The 13,206-nt window shown below is 64.1% G+C and carries 20 protein-coding genes; 10 read left to right on the top strand and 10 right to left on the bottom strand.

What is annotated here, in order from left to right; genetic code table 11:
• Positions 1-3 precede the first annotated feature (3 nt).
• Positions 4-291, bottom strand: a complete 288-nt coding sequence (locus tag HZR81_RS14590; RefSeq protein WP_500128543.1) for a cell division protein ZapA — start codon at positions 289-291, stop codon at positions 4-6.
• Positions 288-515: a hypothetical protein gene (locus HZR81_RS14585; protein ID WP_014819952.1), complete on the bottom strand. Its 228-nt coding sequence runs from the start codon at positions 513-515 to the stop codon at positions 288-290. The genes HZR81_RS14590 and HZR81_RS14585 overlap by 4 nt, the downstream gene beginning before the upstream one ends.
• 154 nt (positions 516-669) lie before the next feature.
• Between HZR81_RS14585 and HZR81_RS14580 the strand changes: the two genes are divergently transcribed.
• The 3 genes from HZR81_RS14580 (at position 670) to HZR81_RS14570 (ending at position 1,998) form a co-directional block, all read left to right on the top strand.
• Complete coding sequence (locus tag HZR81_RS14580) at positions 670-951, top strand: peptidylprolyl isomerase (protein WP_003299288.1); 282 nt, start codon at positions 670-672, stop codon at positions 949-951.
• Between the two features lie 119 nt (positions 952-1,070).
• Complete coding sequence (locus HZR81_RS14575) at positions 1,071-1,439, top strand: SpoIIAA family protein (protein WP_063543880.1); 369 nt, start codon at positions 1,071-1,073, stop codon at positions 1,437-1,439.
• A 94-nt stretch (positions 1,440-1,533) separates the two neighbouring features.
• Complete coding sequence (locus HZR81_RS14570) at positions 1,534-1,998, top strand: DUF3597 domain-containing protein (protein ID WP_500128542.1); 465 nt, start codon at positions 1,534-1,536, stop codon at positions 1,996-1,998.
• A 42-nt stretch (positions 1,999-2,040) separates the two neighbouring features.
• On the opposite strand, the gene HZR81_RS14565 is transcribed toward HZR81_RS14570, so the two are convergent.
• The 3 genes from HZR81_RS14565 to HZR81_RS14555 form a co-directional block, all read right to left on the bottom strand.
• Positions 2,041-2,454: an HPF/RaiA family ribosome-associated protein gene (locus HZR81_RS14565; RefSeq protein ID WP_063543876.1), complete on the bottom strand. Its 414-nt coding sequence runs from the start codon at positions 2,452-2,454 to the stop codon at positions 2,041-2,043.
• Between the two features lie 305 nt (positions 2,455-2,759).
• Positions 2,760-3,020: a hypothetical protein gene (locus tag HZR81_RS14560; RefSeq protein WP_500128541.1), complete on the bottom strand. Its 261-nt coding sequence runs from the start codon at positions 3,018-3,020 to the stop codon at positions 2,760-2,762.
• 177 nt (positions 3,021-3,197) lie between these two features.
• Positions 3,198-4,001 (bottom strand): inositol monophosphatase family protein, encoded by an 804-nt coding sequence (locus HZR81_RS14555; RefSeq protein ID WP_110777589.1) that lies wholly within the window; start codon positions 3,999-4,001, stop codon positions 3,198-3,200.
• 189 nt (positions 4,002-4,190) lie between these two features.
• Between HZR81_RS14555 and HZR81_RS14550 the strand changes: the two genes are divergently transcribed.
• Positions 4,191-4,586 carry a DUF3597 domain-containing protein gene (locus HZR81_RS14550; protein WP_500128540.1) on the top strand — a complete coding sequence of 132 codons (396 nt, stop codon included), beginning with the start codon at positions 4,191-4,193 and terminating at the stop codon, positions 4,584-4,586.
• A 46-nt stretch (positions 4,587-4,632) separates the two neighbouring features.
• Here HZR81_RS14550 and HZR81_RS14545 read toward each other — a convergent pair whose 3' ends face one another.
• Positions 4,633-4,869 (bottom strand): DUF2789 domain-containing protein, encoded by a 237-nt coding sequence (locus tag HZR81_RS14545; protein WP_011912753.1) that lies wholly within the window; start codon positions 4,867-4,869, stop codon positions 4,633-4,635.
• Between the two features lie 116 nt (positions 4,870-4,985).
• Between HZR81_RS14545 and HZR81_RS14540 the strand changes: the two genes are divergently transcribed.
• Positions 4,986-5,918, top strand: coding sequence for a 2-hydroxyacid dehydrogenase (locus HZR81_RS14540; RefSeq protein WP_500128539.1), 933 nt, complete (start codon positions 4,986-4,988; stop codon positions 5,916-5,918).
• Positions 5,919-5,944: 26 nt separating this feature from the next.
• Here the strand turns inward: HZR81_RS14540 and HZR81_RS14535 are convergent, their stop codons facing one another.
• Both HZR81_RS14535 and dgt read right to left on the bottom strand, forming a co-directional pair.
• Positions 5,945-7,153, bottom strand: a complete 1,209-nt coding sequence (locus HZR81_RS14535) for an ammonium transporter (RefSeq protein WP_019407109.1) — start codon at positions 7,151-7,153, stop codon at positions 5,945-5,947.
• 303 nt (positions 7,154-7,456) lie between these two features.
• Entirely contained in the window at positions 7,457-8,953 is a 1,497-nt protein-coding gene (dgt, locus tag HZR81_RS14530; protein ID WP_500128538.1) for a dGTPase, read from the bottom strand.
• 107 nt (positions 8,954-9,060) lie between these two features.
• On the opposite strand from dgt, the gene HZR81_RS14525 reads away from it, so the two are divergent.
• The 3 genes from HZR81_RS14525 (at position 9,061) to HZR81_RS14515 (ending at position 10,420) form a co-directional block, all read left to right on the top strand.
• Positions 9,061-9,258 carry a hypothetical protein gene (locus HZR81_RS14525; RefSeq protein WP_500128537.1) on the top strand — a complete coding sequence of 66 codons (198 nt, stop codon included), beginning with the start codon at positions 9,061-9,063 and terminating at the stop codon, positions 9,256-9,258.
• Positions 9,255-9,968: an MOSC domain-containing protein gene (locus HZR81_RS14520; RefSeq protein WP_500128536.1), complete on the top strand. Its 714-nt coding sequence runs from the start codon at positions 9,255-9,257 to the stop codon at positions 9,966-9,968. Before HZR81_RS14525 ends, HZR81_RS14520 begins: the two co-directional genes overlap by 4 nt.
• Positions 9,969-10,282: 314 nt before the next feature.
• Complete coding sequence (locus HZR81_RS14515; protein ID WP_156924007.1) at positions 10,283-10,420, top strand: hypothetical protein; 138 nt, start codon at positions 10,283-10,285, stop codon at positions 10,418-10,420.
• Positions 10,421-10,458: 38 nt separating this feature from the next.
• Here the strand turns inward: HZR81_RS14515 and HZR81_RS14510 are convergent, their stop codons facing one another.
• Positions 10,459-11,343 (bottom strand): EamA family transporter, encoded by an 885-nt coding sequence (locus tag HZR81_RS14510; RefSeq protein ID WP_500128535.1) that lies wholly within the window; start codon positions 11,341-11,343, stop codon positions 10,459-10,461.
• A 201-nt stretch (positions 11,344-11,544) separates the two neighbouring features.
• Between HZR81_RS14510 and HZR81_RS14505 the strand changes: the two genes are divergently transcribed.
• A complete protein-coding gene (locus tag HZR81_RS14505; RefSeq protein ID WP_500128534.1) occupies positions 11,545-12,243 on the top strand; it encodes a YebC/PmpR family DNA-binding transcriptional regulator in 699 nt (232 codons plus the stop codon).
• Positions 12,244-12,339: 96 nt separating this feature from the next.
• Entirely contained in the window at positions 12,340-12,684 is a 345-nt protein-coding gene (locus HZR81_RS14500) for a YajD family HNH nuclease (RefSeq protein WP_102840873.1), read from the top strand.
• Positions 12,685-12,706: 22 nt separating this feature from the next.
• On the opposite strand, the gene HZR81_RS14495 is transcribed toward HZR81_RS14500, so the two are convergent.
• Entirely contained in the window at positions 12,707-13,138 is a 432-nt protein-coding gene (locus HZR81_RS14495) for a universal stress protein (protein WP_063543852.1), read from the bottom strand.
• Between the last annotated feature and the right edge of the window lie 68 nt (positions 13,139-13,206).

Genomic DNA, 13,206 nt, shown 5'->3' with positions numbered 1-13,206 from the left:
CGCTCAGCCCTGCGCCGCGAGCTGCTGATTGATACGGGCGACGCTGGCGGCGATGCGTTGCTCGACATTCTGCATCTGCTCGTTCTGTTGCAGCAGCGGCACGCAGAGATTCAGTGCGGTCAGCACCAGCAGCTTGTCACCCGTGGCGTGGGGGAACTGCCGCTGGCTGTCGGCCAGATGCTGCTGCAGCAAGGCCGCCGCCTCCTGCAGCAGAGCATCCTGGCTGGGCGGCGCGCGGAACGAATATTCGCGGCCGAATACCTTGAGCACCTGAACCCCATCCACCGTCATGCGGCGCTACTGCCAGCGGCACGCTCCACCAGCGCCTGCAGCCGGGCCAGGGTAGCGCCCTGCCTGTCTTCCTGCTCCAGCGCAGCCAGTTGCAGATTGTCGTTTTCCTCACGTGCCTGCTGCAGCTGCTGCTCGAGCAAGACACAGTGCTCGCTGAGGCTCTGGTTGCGTTGCAGCAGATCGTTGATGACGTTTTCAAGTTGCGCGAGGGTGCTATCAAGCATGGAGCGTTTTCCGGGTCCGATGAAAAAGCGCGCGAGAGTACCCGAAAGGAAGGCCGCCGGGGGCCTTCATTAAGCCTTCAATGCCACGCGGCCCGGTCGCCAATGCCACGGGTTTGCGGTAGCCTCGGCAGCCTATCTGAAGAGGAGAGTCCCCATGGCACGCGCTACCGCCCGCCACATCCTGGTTTCCACCGAAGCCAAGTGCAACGAACTGAAAGCCGCCATCGAAGGCGGTGCCGACTTCGCCGAAGTCGCCAAGGAAAACTCCACCTGCCCATCCAGCCGTCAGGGCGGCGACCTGGGTTCGTTCGGCCCCGGCCAGATGGTCAAGGAATTCGACACCGTCGTGTTCAGCGCCCCGCTGAATCAGGTGCAAGGCCCGGTGAAGACCCAGTTCGGCTATCACCTGCTGGAAGTGACCAGCCGCCAGGACTGATTGAAGCGTCTCCCCGCGCCTGCTGCGTGGGGAGACGACAGGCTGCGCCCTCCCTTCCTCTCGCGGCTCGTCATTTCCGGCCTATCCTCTAGAGCAGACCCAACTGCGAGGAAAGGCTCATGTTCCGAGTGACACGCGTCGCCCCCGACCGTATCGATGTCATCCTGTCCGGCAGGCTTGACAGTGACGCCATGCGCGCAGCGCTGGACGACCTGTTGTTCAAGTCCGAGGGCATCAATCACGGGCGGATGCTGTATCGCATCGACGAATTCGACCTACCGACCCTCGGTGCGGTGGCGGTCGAACTGTCACGGCTGCCGCAACTGTTTCGCTTCATCCGCCGCTTCGATCGCTGTGCCGTGATCGCCGGCAAGGACTGGTTGCGCCGGATCAGCGAAGTCGAGGGGCTGCTGATTCCCGGGCTGACCATCAAGGCGTTCGACCTACATCAGGAAAGCGACGCCCTGACCTGGCTCGAACACGGCTGAACGCCCGCAGGGGTTCATCCGACCTGTGGCTACGAATGGGTTGCCCCGGTTCGCTGTCGAACGCTCACACTCGACAGCACGGAGGAACCGCCCCATGGGACTTTTCGACACGATCAAAGCAAAGCTTGGCCTCGGCGACGTCTCCAACGAGGCGCAGCGCAAGGCGGACGTTCCGCCGGCTAATGCCGGACGGTCGAACGCGGAGGGCATCACGCTGGACAACGACAGGCCCTCCACGACGAGCAATGCCACAACCGCGCCAAACATGGACCTGAACAGCCCGTCGGCCACACAAAAGGGGGTGAATGTCGTTGCACAGCTGGAAGGCAAGGCTGCTCAGCACCCGGAAGCTCTGAACTGGCGTACCTCGATCGTCGACCTGCTCAAGCTGCTTGGCCTCGACAGTAGCCTGGAGGCCCGTCGGCAGCTGGCGACCGAGCTGGGCTGCCCACCGGAGCAGATGGCCGATTCGGCCCAGATGAACATGTGGCTTCATCGCGAGGTGATGAAGCGCCTCGCCGAGCATGACGGCAGCATACCGCCTGAACTACTGGGTTGATTAGCGAAGGGCCTTCCGCATGGAAGGCCCTGATCGGGAGGGTTATGCGTTGCGGACTTGCTCGTCCGCGAGGAAATCTTCCTCGAGCAGTGCGTCACGGCCCGATGCGGCGCCGTCGATCATTTGCGGTTGCGCACCGGAGCGCTTGCTGCGCAGCTTGCCAAACTGGTGACCGAGGGCGTTGTTCAGCTTGTCGACGGCACCATCGAGTGCCAGCTCTAGGGACTCGGCCTTGTGCGTCACGGAAATCGGCTGCAACCCCTTCGGTCGTGCTTCGATCTGGCAGCGCTTGTCGTGCGCGCCTGCCTTGTCTCCGTTTTCGTCATTGAGATGAACAACGACTCGCGTCAGCTCGTCATCGAAGCGATCCAGCCGGCTGGCGACACTGGCGCTGACCCAGTCGGCGAGACGGGCACTGCCTTCGATGTGGTTATCGCTGTGAACCTGGATTTGCATAAGTCGTCCTTACTTCCGCTTATGAGCACCACCGTTGCCGGTGGCTTGCTGATAGCTATGCCACCGTTTGGATCATTAAGCAATGCGCCAAATGTCGCCGAACCTTTCCTGGGCCATGGCGCGTCACGGCGTTGCACTCCATAAGGTCGTGGGATCGCTGCCGTTCTCGGCATTAGTTTGAACAATGCCGACAGGGCTGCCTCGCCCGGAGGGTGCAACGGAGGCAGAGCAAAGTGCTATTGGCGTGATCCAGGGCAACAAAAGACGCACCGGACGAAACCGTCCGGTGCGCGGTTGCGCAAGCGTCAGGCAGCCTTCTGAAACAGCTCACGCCCATGGTCGAGGTGCTGATCCACCAGCCACTTGCCGTGGGCAATGGACAGCCGCTGGGCCTTTTCCAGTTCGTCCATGAACGCATGTTCGAGTGGCAGCGGCATGCGTCGAGTGACGTGCCCATCGGGAGCGGTAATCCGGCAACCGCCGGCCCAGGGCGTCGAGGTGCCAGGATATTCCATCACTTCGGCGGTGATGATGTGATCGCGGTAGGTGCATTGCATCATGGTCATGATCGTTACCTCGCTATGTGCGGGCAGCCATCGATCATGCAGGTTGACTCGGGCCTGATGGCTGCCGGAACTCCCCCCTTTTCAGAGCGGGCCAGGCGGATAGGCTGGCCCTCGGTGCGTCACATCGGTATAGCACAGTCCGCCGACCGCGCCTGCGCGGATCGACGAACGTGCCGCTCATGCATCCAGCGAAGGGCCGATCAGTTTGGCCAGCTGGCTGTATACCCCGGGCGCCGCCACCAGATATGGATTGCCTCGCAGCAGACCGTCGTTACGGAAGAAGTCGTTGCGCAGGCCACCCGCTTCGGCCACCAGCACCAGCCCGGCCAGGCAGTCCCAGCTCTTGAGCTCGGTCTCGTAGTAACCGATCAGGCGACCCGCAGCGACGTAGGCGGTCATCAGCGCGCCGGAGCCGTTGCGGATGAACATGCCGCCTTCGGCCAGCAGTTTCTCTAGAAACGGAATGAAATGTTCCTTGCCGCGCGGATGGAAGGTGCCAGCGCCGGTCAGCCCCTCGCACACGTGGGTCGCGGTGCTGGCTCTGAGCGGCGTCTCGTTGACGTAGGCACCGCGGCCGAGGCAGCCATGGAAGAGTTCGTCGTGGTTCGGATCGGCGATCGCGCCGACGTGCGGTTCGCCGTCGACCAGCAGGCCGATGGAGACGCACCAGTTGTGCAGGCCGTTGACGAAGCAGGCGGTGCCGTCGATGGGGTCGATGACCCAGACGCAACGTGCCTTGAGATCGGCCGAGCCGCTCTCCTCACCGAGAAAGCCGTCTTCGGGAAAACGTTCGGCGAGCCGCCCGCGAATGAAGTCCTCGATGCGCTTGTCGGCGATGCTGACCACGTCCTGGCGATCGCTGCCCTTGTGCTCCACATCCAGTGTCTCGCGCTGACGGTAATAGGTCATGCCGAGCTGCGCAGCTTCCAGTGCAAGGCTCTTGGCGCAGGCGTAGCGGGCGTCGATGTCGAGGTTGCTCATGGCGGGTTTCCCGGGCAAAAGCGGCATTCTAGACAGGCGTGGAGCACAGCACGAGGGCGGCGGGCGCGGCGAGCCAGTCAACCACGAGCTTGGCGGACGCACCGCTCGCTTCAGGCGCGACTAATCGAAGCGCCGGCGGTCCTAATTGCGAGCCACGGCTCACGTATCCACGCAGACAGGAGAATATCCATGGGCTTGTTCAATTCGATTCTGGAAAAGATCGGCATCGGCCGGGCGCACGCCACGCCTGACAGCAGCGCACCCACGACCCCGCCGGAAGCCTCCACCGGCGGCGCTGGGGCGCCCACGACGCCTGCCGTGGATCAGGTTGACGTGGCGGCCAAGCTCGACGGCATGGCCAACAACCACCCGGAAAAGCTCAACTGGCGCACCTCCATCGTCGATCTGCTCAAGCTGCTGGGCCTCGACAGCAGCCTGACGGTGCGCAAGGAGCTGGCCACAGAACTCGGCTGCCCGGCGGACAAGATGGGCGACTCGGCGCAGATGAACATGTGGCTGCACAAGGCGGTGCTCAAGCGGCTGGCCGAGAACGGCGGCAACGTGCCGGCCGATCTGCTGGACTGAGCGGGAGGAACGCAAGCTGCGGTCGCTGCCGCAGCCTGCGAGGCGATCAGTGCTCGTGCAGGCGCACGTTCAGCTCGTCGACGATGGGCGCCCATTCGGCGTCCTCGACCCATTCGTCACGCAGGAACGCGCGCTGCGACTCGTTCCAGAACGGCGCATCAGCCAGACGGACATCCTCCGGCAACCGGCCGTGCTTGGCGATGAAGGCATCGATGCTGGCAGGATCAGATTCCAGGCCGAGCTGTTCGAACAGGGTGCCGAGGTCTTTGTTGGGCAGTTCCATGAGATTCTCCTTGGGCTTGGACAATGGGCCGGACGGCGCTAGCGCCGTCCGTGACTTGCCTATTCAGAGACTCCGCGGCTGACTACAGTTCCGCTTCGCCCACCTGGAGCCATTCCATGGACCTACTGCTTTGCGGCAGCTTCGACAGCGAAGAACGCGACGCCTGGCTCGTCGAGCTGCAACGCGCCATGCCCGATGCCCGCTGGCACCTGCACGTCCCGACGCAGAACGCCGGGCGCATCGTCGCCGCCGTGGTTGCCAACCCGCCGCCAGGCTCCCTGCAAGGCCTGCCCCGGCTGCGCCTGATCCAGTCGCTCTGGGCCGGCGTCGATCGCCTGCTGGACGATCCCAGCCTGCCGGACGTACCCCTGGCGCGCATGGTCGACCCGGCGATGAGCGCGGCCATGGCGGAAACCGCCTTGTGGGCGACGCTTTCGCTGCATCGCCGCTTCTTCGACTATGCGCAACAGCAGCGCGATCGCCACTGGTACCCTCTGCCGCAGCGGCGCGCCGACGAGATCGAGGTAGCCGTGCTGGGCATTGGGCAGATGGGCCGGACCTGCGCGCGGCGGCTGCTGGAAACGGGTTACCGGGTGACCGGCTGGAATCTGCACGGTGGCGCCATCGCCGGCATGGCGCTGGAGCACGGCCTGGAAGCGCTGTGGCCGCTGCTGGCACGCAGTGACATCGTGATCAACCTGCTGCCTCTCACCGCACAGACCGCCGATCTGCTGGACCGACAGTTCTTCGCCGCCATGCGCCGCGGCGCTGCCCTGGTCAACCTCGCCCGTGGCGGGCACCTGGTGGAAGCCGACCTGCTGCAGGCGCTGGACAGCGGACAGCTCGATCGTGCGGTGCTGGATGTGTTTCGCCAGGAGCCGCTGGTGACGGACCATCCGTTCTGGTGCCATCCGCGCGTGACGGTCCTGCCGCATAGCGCCGCCGCGACGGACATGCGCAGCGCCGCGTCGATCGTCGCGCAGAACCTGCAGGCCCTGCGCGACGGCCGGCCGATCAGCCATCTGGTGCAGCGCAAGCGCGGTTATTGAGCCGCGGCTTGCGCCAGCGCAGCGCCTCAGTCGTGGCTGAGCGCGCCGATTCGATGGATCGAGAGGTCCGCCCCGTTGAATTCTTCCTCCTGGCTGAGGCGAATGCCCATGGAGTGCTTGAGCAGGCCGTAGACGCCGAAGCCACCAACCAGTGCCACCAGCATGCCCAGACCGCTGCCGATCACCTGGCTGATCAGGCTGACGCCGCCGAGCCCGCCCAACGCCGCCTGGCCGAAGATGCCGCAGGCGATGCCGCCCCAGATCCCGCACAGACCGTGCAGCGGCCATACACCCAGCACGTCGTCGATTTTCCAGCGGTTCTGCGTGGCGGTGAACGCCCAGACGAACAGTGCCCCGGCAATCGCGCCGGTGGCCAGCGCACCGACCGGATGCATCAGATCTGAGCCGGCGCAAACCGCCACCAGCCCGGCCAGCGGGCCGTTGTGCAGGAAGCCCGGGTCGTTGCGGCCGGCCAGCCAGGCCGCGGCGGTGCCGCCCACCATCGCCATCAGCGAGTTCACTGCCACCAGGCCACTGATGCCCTCGATGGACTGCGCACTCATGACGTTGAAGCCGAACCAGCCGACGATGAGAATCCACGAGCCCAGCGCCAGGAACGGGATATTCGACGGGGCGAAGGCCACCAGCCGGCCGTCGCGGTAGCGGCCGTTGCGACGTCCGAGCAGGATGACCGCACCAAACGCCAGCCATCCGCCCATGGCGTGCACCACCACGGAGCCGGCGAAGTCATGGAAGGGCGCACCGAACTGGTGCTCCAGCCAGGCTTGGAAACCGAAATTGCCGTTCCAGATCAGCCCTTCGAAGAACGGATAGACGAACGCCACGATCAACAGCGTCGCGCACAGCTGCGGACCGAAGCGCGCACGCTCGGCGATGCCGCCGGAGATGATTGCCGGAATCGCCGCAGCAAAGGTCAGCAGGAAGAAGAACTTCACCAGGGCATAGCCGTGGTCGGCCACCAGCTGATCGGCCGGCTGCATGAACGTCACGCCATAGGCGATCCAGTAGCCGATGAAGAAGTACGCCAGGGTCGATACGGCGAAGTCGGTGATGATCTTCGACAGGGCATTGACCTGGTTCTTCAGGCGCACGGTCCCGACTTCGAGAAAGGCGAAGCCGGCATGCATGGCCAGCACCATCACCGCGCCCATCAGGAGGAACAGGGTATTGGAGCCATGGACCAGGGTTTCCACGGCGCTGTTGAGGTTTTCCATGGGTTACTACAGCCTCAGCGGGAATACGCACCAAAACGGTAATCGCCAGGGTGCGAATGCACCGAGATGCATCACCGCGCCCGCGACGACTACCGCCACCTGCAGCCGGAGCCTGCCTCGGTAGAATTGCCGAGGCACCATGAAACCTTTGTTTTCAACGGGTTATGGGAACTGCCGGGATTTCATCGTGCGCCATTGCGGGGCTTGCACGACGACTGCTGCACCAAGCCATAGCAATGCCTGTACCAAGCGCAGCGCTGAGCGCTGCCGAGACCGGCTTCAGCCTCATCGATCGACCTGGGCTCAGAGCGCCGACAGCGCGCGGTACTCGTCCTGGGCAAGCTGGTCGGTCATGCCGCTGATGAAGTCCTGCAGCATGCGGTTGCGGTAGTAGAACTCCCACAGCGGGCGATCGTCCGACGTCTCGGTATGGGGCTTGAGCGCCTCGTGATAGGCCTTGACCAGCTGATTGGGCAGCCGCCGCGCCAGCATCTGCAGATGCGGCTCGCTGCGACAGCCGCCGAGGGTTAGCGCGTCGAACACGGGCGCCGGCACGCGCAGCAACGGCGCATAGAAGTCCAGCAGTCCCTGGAGGATGCGATAGCCCTGCAGCTGCAGCGTTTCCACCTCGCGGTGGCAGAACACCTTGTCCATCGCCACATCCTTGAAGGTCTGCACGATGGCGTTGGGCAGGCTGTCGTCCTCGAGCAGGGCGCGGTCCAGCGTGCCGTGGTACACCGCTTCGATGTTGTCGATGAACTGACGGGCAGCGTGCTGCACCAGCGGGTGGATCATGTTCACCCGCAGCCAGATGAAGAACTCGCCGGCCTTGTTGATCGGCTCCTTCTGCGCCCGCTCCAGGGCGTAGCTGACCATGCTGCGGAAACTGCGCTCCGGACCGGGCACGGGCGCATCGACGTCGCCATGCAGGGCGAACTTGTCCAGCAGCAGCTGTGCCAGCTGCTCGATGCTGAAGATGCCCTTCTCCACCGAATCCTCGATGTCAGCCAGGCAGTAGGCAATGTCGTCCGCCGCCTCCATCACGTAGGCCAGCGGGTGGCGCGTGCAGGGCTGCATCTGGAGGGCCGCCTGCAAGGCACGCACGAAGGGTTCTTCGGAGAGGTAGAAGCCGGGCTTCTTCTGCAGATAGGCGCCCGGCGTGCCTTTGTCCGGTCGCGGCATGTAGGCCGGGCGGACGTATTTGAGCAGGCCGGCGGTCTGGGTGTAGGTCAGGTTCAGGCGCTGCAGCGAGACCACCAGACGAATCGCCTGAGCGTTGCCCTCGAAGAGGTTCAGGTCATCGAGCATGCGCTGGCGTAGCCCGGTGTCGCCCTGCCCTGGCGGCACGGCAGCGGCGAACAGTTCATCCAGGTGACGCTCGAACCATTCGCCGATGGCGTATTCACCGAAATGGCCGAATGGCGGATTGCCAATGTCATGCATCAGGCAGGTCATCTCCACCAGGCTCTCCAGTGCCGTCTCCAGCCCATCCAGGCCGAACGCCGCGGCACGGCTGCCAAGCTGCTTGTAGAGCGTACGGACGATGAAGCGGCCGGTCTGCTGCACCTCCAACGAGTGGGTCAGGCGGCTGCGCACTGCGGCATTGCGCTCCAGCGGAAAGACCTGCGTCTTCTGCTGCAGGCGGCGCACCGCTGCCGAATTGATGATGCGCCCGCGATCACTCTCCAGCTGATCCAGCACGGCATCGAGATTGCCATCGCAGGCCCGCAGGCCCGCCTCGGCCTTGCCATAGGGGCGCTGGCGGGAGATTTTTTGCTTGAAGTTCACGGAAGCCGGCATGCATCGTTCTCGCGGCGTAAAAAGAATAGCCATCGAGCCTAACGCGAGCCTTCCGGGTTTACCATCGCTGCCCCTTTCATCGCCAATTACGGCGACGGAGACGATTCGTGAGTCGAGCAGATATCCATCAGAACAACGCCGAGCGCGCCCGCGCCGAAGCCCAGCGCCTGCTGGGTCAGCAAGCTGGCCTTGGCTCGCGCTGGCTGGCCTGGGTCGCAACCGAGCTGTATCAGCTCAGCCCGCCGGAATACACCGCCATGGTCCGGCGCGAACTGGAGCAGCTCAACCGAGCGCAGCAGCCGTGACCCAGCAGACGTCACGCACCGTGCTCGGAGCCTGGGCCGTTGATGGCCCGCTGCTGTGCCGTCAGTTCTCGCCGCTGCCGGACAGCCGCAAGGCCACCGCCATGGATAAGCAATTCAGCGACGGCCCATTGTGGCTGGGCCCGGATGGGCTGCAAGGGGATCGGATCGCCGATCAACGCTTTCATGGCGGGCCGGATCGCAGCCTTTGTCACTACCCGAGCCAGCATTATCAGTACTGGTCGCAGCGCTTCCCGCAGCTGCGTTCGCGGCTTGGTCTCGGCGCCTTCGGTGAGAACCTCGGTAGCCAGGCGCTGGGAGAAGAGCAGGTATGCATCGGCGATCTTCTTCGCTGGGGTAGAGCGCTGATCCAGATCAGCCAGCCGCGCTCGCCCTGCATCAAGCTGGACAACCGTCATGGCGTGCGTGGCCTGGCACGGGAGCTGTCGACGAGCGGCCGCACCGGCTGGCTCTACCGGACCATCGAGCCAGGCAGCGTGCGTTCTGACGACAGGTTGCAGTTGCTCGATCGCCCGCACCCGCAGATCAGCGTCGCGCACCTGTGGCGCTGCTTTCTCGATCAGAATCTGGCTGAAGACAGCCTGCAGCAACTGGCGAAGCTACCTCCTCTGGCCTTGCATTATCGGGCGATCTTCCGCCAGCGCTACGACGCCCTTCGTGGCCGACGCGACCAGCACAGCCTGTTCGACTGATACCAAGGGTCCGCTCCGTTTCGTGCGCGGCAAATGGCGCCATGCGGCGTTGCGGGACTTGGCAAGGGAACCACCATTATCTGCGTCCCGCGCCTGCGGAACGCCGCCCGGCCATGGCGCTATTTGGCGCAGCAACGCGGCTTGCGACGAAACGGGAACAGACCCTAAGCAAAGCAATGCGTGCAATGCAGCCCAGCAGTGCCATACTGCAGCGGTCATGGAAGACACAGGCCGGAAGCAGGCTTCGCTCCAGCAGCGACAGTCAGGCCTTTGCACATCAGGACATGTCCAGCCAGCAATCAGAGGTGAACACCATGAGCAAGGGAATGGACGCAAAGAAGAACGGCAAGAAAAAGCCGATGAAAACGGCGCAAGAAAAACGGATGGCCAAGCGCGACAAGAAGAGTGGCTCCGGCACTACGCTGCTCGGCGCCCACGCTGCCACCCATTGAGCCTGATCGCTGCGACGCCCGGTCTGATACCGGGCGTTTCAGACCCTGGCCAGGCGCAGCCGGCCGAACAGCCAGCCTCCCCAGACATTGACTGCCAGCCCGATCATCACCAGCAGGGCACCGGCCAGTTGCAACGAGGCCAGCCGCTCGCCCAGCAGAATGCTGGCCGAGGTCAGCCCCACCACCGGCACCAATAGCGAGAACGGCGCCACCTGGCTCGCCGGATAGCGCGACAGCAGCCGGCTCCATAGGCCATAGCCGAGAATGGTCGCGCCAAAAGCCAGATATACCAGGACCAGAATCGTCTGCCAGCCGATGCCACGCAGCGCCGCCTCGATCATGACCGGTCCCTCCAGCCATAAAGACAGCGCGAGAAACGGCAACGGCGGCACCAGGCTGCCCCACACCACCAGCCCGACCAGATTCACCTTGCCGACCTTGCGCGTGACGATGTTGCCCAGCGCCCACATCGAGGCGGCACAGATCGTCAGGAGAAATCCGCCAAGGGTCATGCCCAGCCCACTCTGCGCGCCGATCAGTGCGAGGCCGCAGGCCGCGATCAACAGGCCCAGCAGATTGGCCGCCCGCAAGCGCTCGCCGAGAAACAGCGCAGCGAAGAACAGCGTGAAGAACGCCTGGGACTGCAGCACCAGCGACGCCAGGCCTGCGGGCATGCCGTGCTTCATGGCGGTGAAGAGAAAGGCGAACTGGCCCAGCGAGATGGTCAGCCCGTAGGCCAGCATCCAGCGCAGCGGCACCTGCGGCCGTCTGATGAAGAACACCGCCGGCACCGCCGCCAGCATGAATCGCAGGGCACCGAGCAACATGGGCGGCACGTCGTGCAGGCCGACCATGATGACCACGAAGTTCATTCCCCAGACGACGATGACTACCAGTGCGAGCAGCAGGTCCCGAGGCGACATGACGACGCACCCTGTTACGAAAACATCCATTAGAGCGGCGCGATGGCTGCACCGCTCCATACAGTGAGCAGCGAATTGGCCGGCACAGTCCGGCTTGGCCGCCGAGCGGCCCAAGCTCATCCTCGCCCAGTACCGGCGACGAAACCCGCGGTGACGCTATAGAATTCGCGCCTGGTTCCCTCACATCAGACGAGTACGAGCATGGGCGCACAGTGGAAAGCGAAGCATAAGGAAGCGGCGGCGAACGCCAAGGGCAGGATCTTCGGCAAGCTGTCGAAGGAAATCATGATCGCGGCCCGCAGCGGTGCCGACCCGGACATGAACCCGCGCCTGCGTCTGGTGGTCGAGCAGGCCAAGAAGGCTTCTATGCCCAAGGACACCCTGGAGCGCGCCATCAAGAAAGGCGCCGGCCTGACCGGCGAGGTGGTGCATTACGAGCGCACCCTCTACGAAGGCTTCGCCCCGCATCAGGTGCCGCTGATCGTCGAATGCCTGACCGACAACGTGAACCGCACCGTCGCCGAGATCCGCGTGCTGTTTCGCAAGGGCCAGCTGGGCTCTTCCGGTTCAGTGAGCTGGGATTTCGACCATGTCGGCATGATCGAAGCCGTGCCCGCAGGTGACGCCGACCAGGAAATGGCCGCAATCGAGGCTGGTGCTCAGGATTTCGAGGCTGCCGACGATGGCGCCACGCTGTTCATTACCGAGCCGACCGACCTCGACGCCGTGTGCAAGGCCCTGCCGGAACACGGCTTTACCGTGCAAGCGGCGCAGCTGGGCTATCGACCGAAGAATCCGGTCAGCCTTTCCGGTGCCGAGCTGGAAGAGGTCGAGGCCTTCCTCGAGGCCATCGATGCCCATGACGACGTGCAGAACGTCTACGTCGGCTTGGCGGGCTGATACCCATCGTCTTTACTAGGTTCTGTTGACATTCGGTTTGCGGCCCCGCCGTCACCGGATGTCATCGACAATCCAAGCAGCCGGCGAGTATTCACCATGAGCAGTAGCAAACCCACCACGCCCTACAGCCAGCGCGAGCAGGGCTACCGGGAAAAGGCCCTGAAGATGTATCCCTGGGTCTGCGGGCGGTGCGCGCGGGAGTTTTCCGGCAAGCGCCTGAGCGAGCTGACGGTCCATCACAAGGACCACAATCACGACAACAACCCCGAGGACGGCTCCAACTGGGAGCTGCTCTGCCTCTACTGTCACGACAACGAGCATTCCCGCTACACCGACAACCAGTACCAGGCCGAAGCCCGGCCCGGCAGTGACCTGGGCCCGAAGGAAACCTTCAAGGCCTTCGCCAACCTGGCCGACCTGCTCAAGGGCAAGCAGAGCTGATCGGCCTGGGCGACGCGCCTTTCTATTTGACCAGCAGTACCGGGACCGAAACCTCGTGGATCACCCGGTTCGCCACCGAGCCCAACACCAGGCCGGTGAAGCTGCCCAGGCCGCGGGTGCCCATCACCACCGTGTCACAGCCCAGCCGCTTGACCGCATCGTTGATCTGCTCGGCGACGTTGCCCAGCTGGGTGTGGGTCTCGCAGGTCAGCCCACCGGCCTGCAGCATTGCCGCCGCCTCGTCGAGCACGCTGCGGGACTTGGCCATCAGGCTGTTGTTGAGCTCGTCGATCATGGCCGAGGTGACGTACTCGCCATAGATGATCGGCTCGTGCTGAACGTTGACCACGTGCACCTGCAGCGCCATTCCGGTGTCCCGGGCCAGATCGACGACATACTGCAGGGCGCGCTTGGAGTTGTCCGAACCATCGTATGCAACCAGAAGCCTGCGCATTTCCTGTCTCCGCTGTTGTGTAGATTTTCAGCTTAGACCAGCTGCCGCTGCGTCGTGGCCACTGCTTG

Source organism: Pseudomonas sp. LM13, assembly GCF_041381355.1.
GTDB lineage: Bacteria > Pseudomonadota > Gammaproteobacteria > Pseudomonadales > Pseudomonadaceae > Stutzerimonas > Stutzerimonas frequens.
The sequence above is the reverse complement of the archived record's forward strand: the minus strand, read 5'-3'. Positions and strand labels throughout refer to the sequence as shown.

Coding starts and splice junctions, on each gene's coding strand:
- HZR81_RS14585 (WP_014819952.1), bottom strand. CDS start 515: ATGCTTGATAGCACCCTCGCGCAACTTGAAAACGTCATCAACGATCTG.
- HZR81_RS14580 (WP_003299288.1), top strand. CDS start 670: ATGGCACGCGCTACCGCCCGCCACATCCTGGTTTCCACCGAAGCCAAG.
- HZR81_RS14500 (WP_102840873.1), top strand. CDS start 12,340: ATGAGCAGTAGCAAACCCACCACGCCCTACAGCCAGCGCGAGCAGGGC.
- HZR81_RS14510 (WP_500128535.1), bottom strand. CDS start 11,343: ATGTCGCCTCGGGACCTGCTGCTCGCACTGGTAGTCATCGTCGTCTGG.
- HZR81_RS14560 (WP_500128541.1), bottom strand. CDS start 3,020: ATGACCATGATGCAATGCACCTACCGCGATCACATCATCACCGCCGAA.
- HZR81_RS14570 (WP_500128542.1), top strand. CDS start 1,534: ATGGGACTTTTCGACACGATCAAAGCAAAGCTTGGCCTCGGCGACGTC.
- HZR81_RS14505 (WP_500128534.1), top strand. CDS start 11,545: ATGGGCGCACAGTGGAAAGCGAAGCATAAGGAAGCGGCGGCGAACGCC.
- HZR81_RS14495 (WP_063543852.1), bottom strand. CDS start 13,138: ATGCGCAGGCTTCTGGTTGCATACGATGGTTCGGACAACTCCAAGCGC.
- HZR81_RS14555 (WP_110777589.1), bottom strand. CDS start 4,001: ATGAGCAACCTCGACATCGACGCCCGCTACGCCTGCGCCAAGAGCCTT.
- dgt (WP_500128538.1), bottom strand. CDS start 8,953: ATGCCGGCTTCCGTGAACTTCAAGCAAAAAATCTCCCGCCAGCGCCCC.
- HZR81_RS14550 (WP_500128540.1), top strand. CDS start 4,191: ATGGGCTTGTTCAATTCGATTCTGGAAAAGATCGGCATCGGCCGGGCG.
- HZR81_RS14540 (WP_500128539.1), top strand. CDS start 4,986: ATGGACCTACTGCTTTGCGGCAGCTTCGACAGCGAAGAACGCGACGCC.
- HZR81_RS14515 (WP_156924007.1), top strand. CDS start 10,283: ATGAGCAAGGGAATGGACGCAAAGAAGAACGGCAAGAAAAAGCCGATG.
- HZR81_RS14545 (WP_011912753.1), bottom strand. CDS start 4,869: ATGGAACTGCCCAACAAAGACCTCGGCACCCTGTTCGAACAGCTCGGC.
- HZR81_RS14590 (WP_500128543.1), bottom strand. CDS start 291: ATGACGGTGGATGGGGTTCAGGTGCTCAAGGTATTCGGCCGCGAATAT.
- HZR81_RS14535 (WP_019407109.1), bottom strand. CDS start 7,153: ATGGAAAACCTCAACAGCGCCGTGGAAACCCTGGTCCATGGCTCCAAT.
- HZR81_RS14575 (WP_063543880.1), top strand. CDS start 1,071: ATGTTCCGAGTGACACGCGTCGCCCCCGACCGTATCGATGTCATCCTG.
- HZR81_RS14565 (WP_063543876.1), bottom strand. CDS start 2,454: ATGCAAATCCAGGTTCACAGCGATAACCACATCGAAGGCAGTGCCCGT.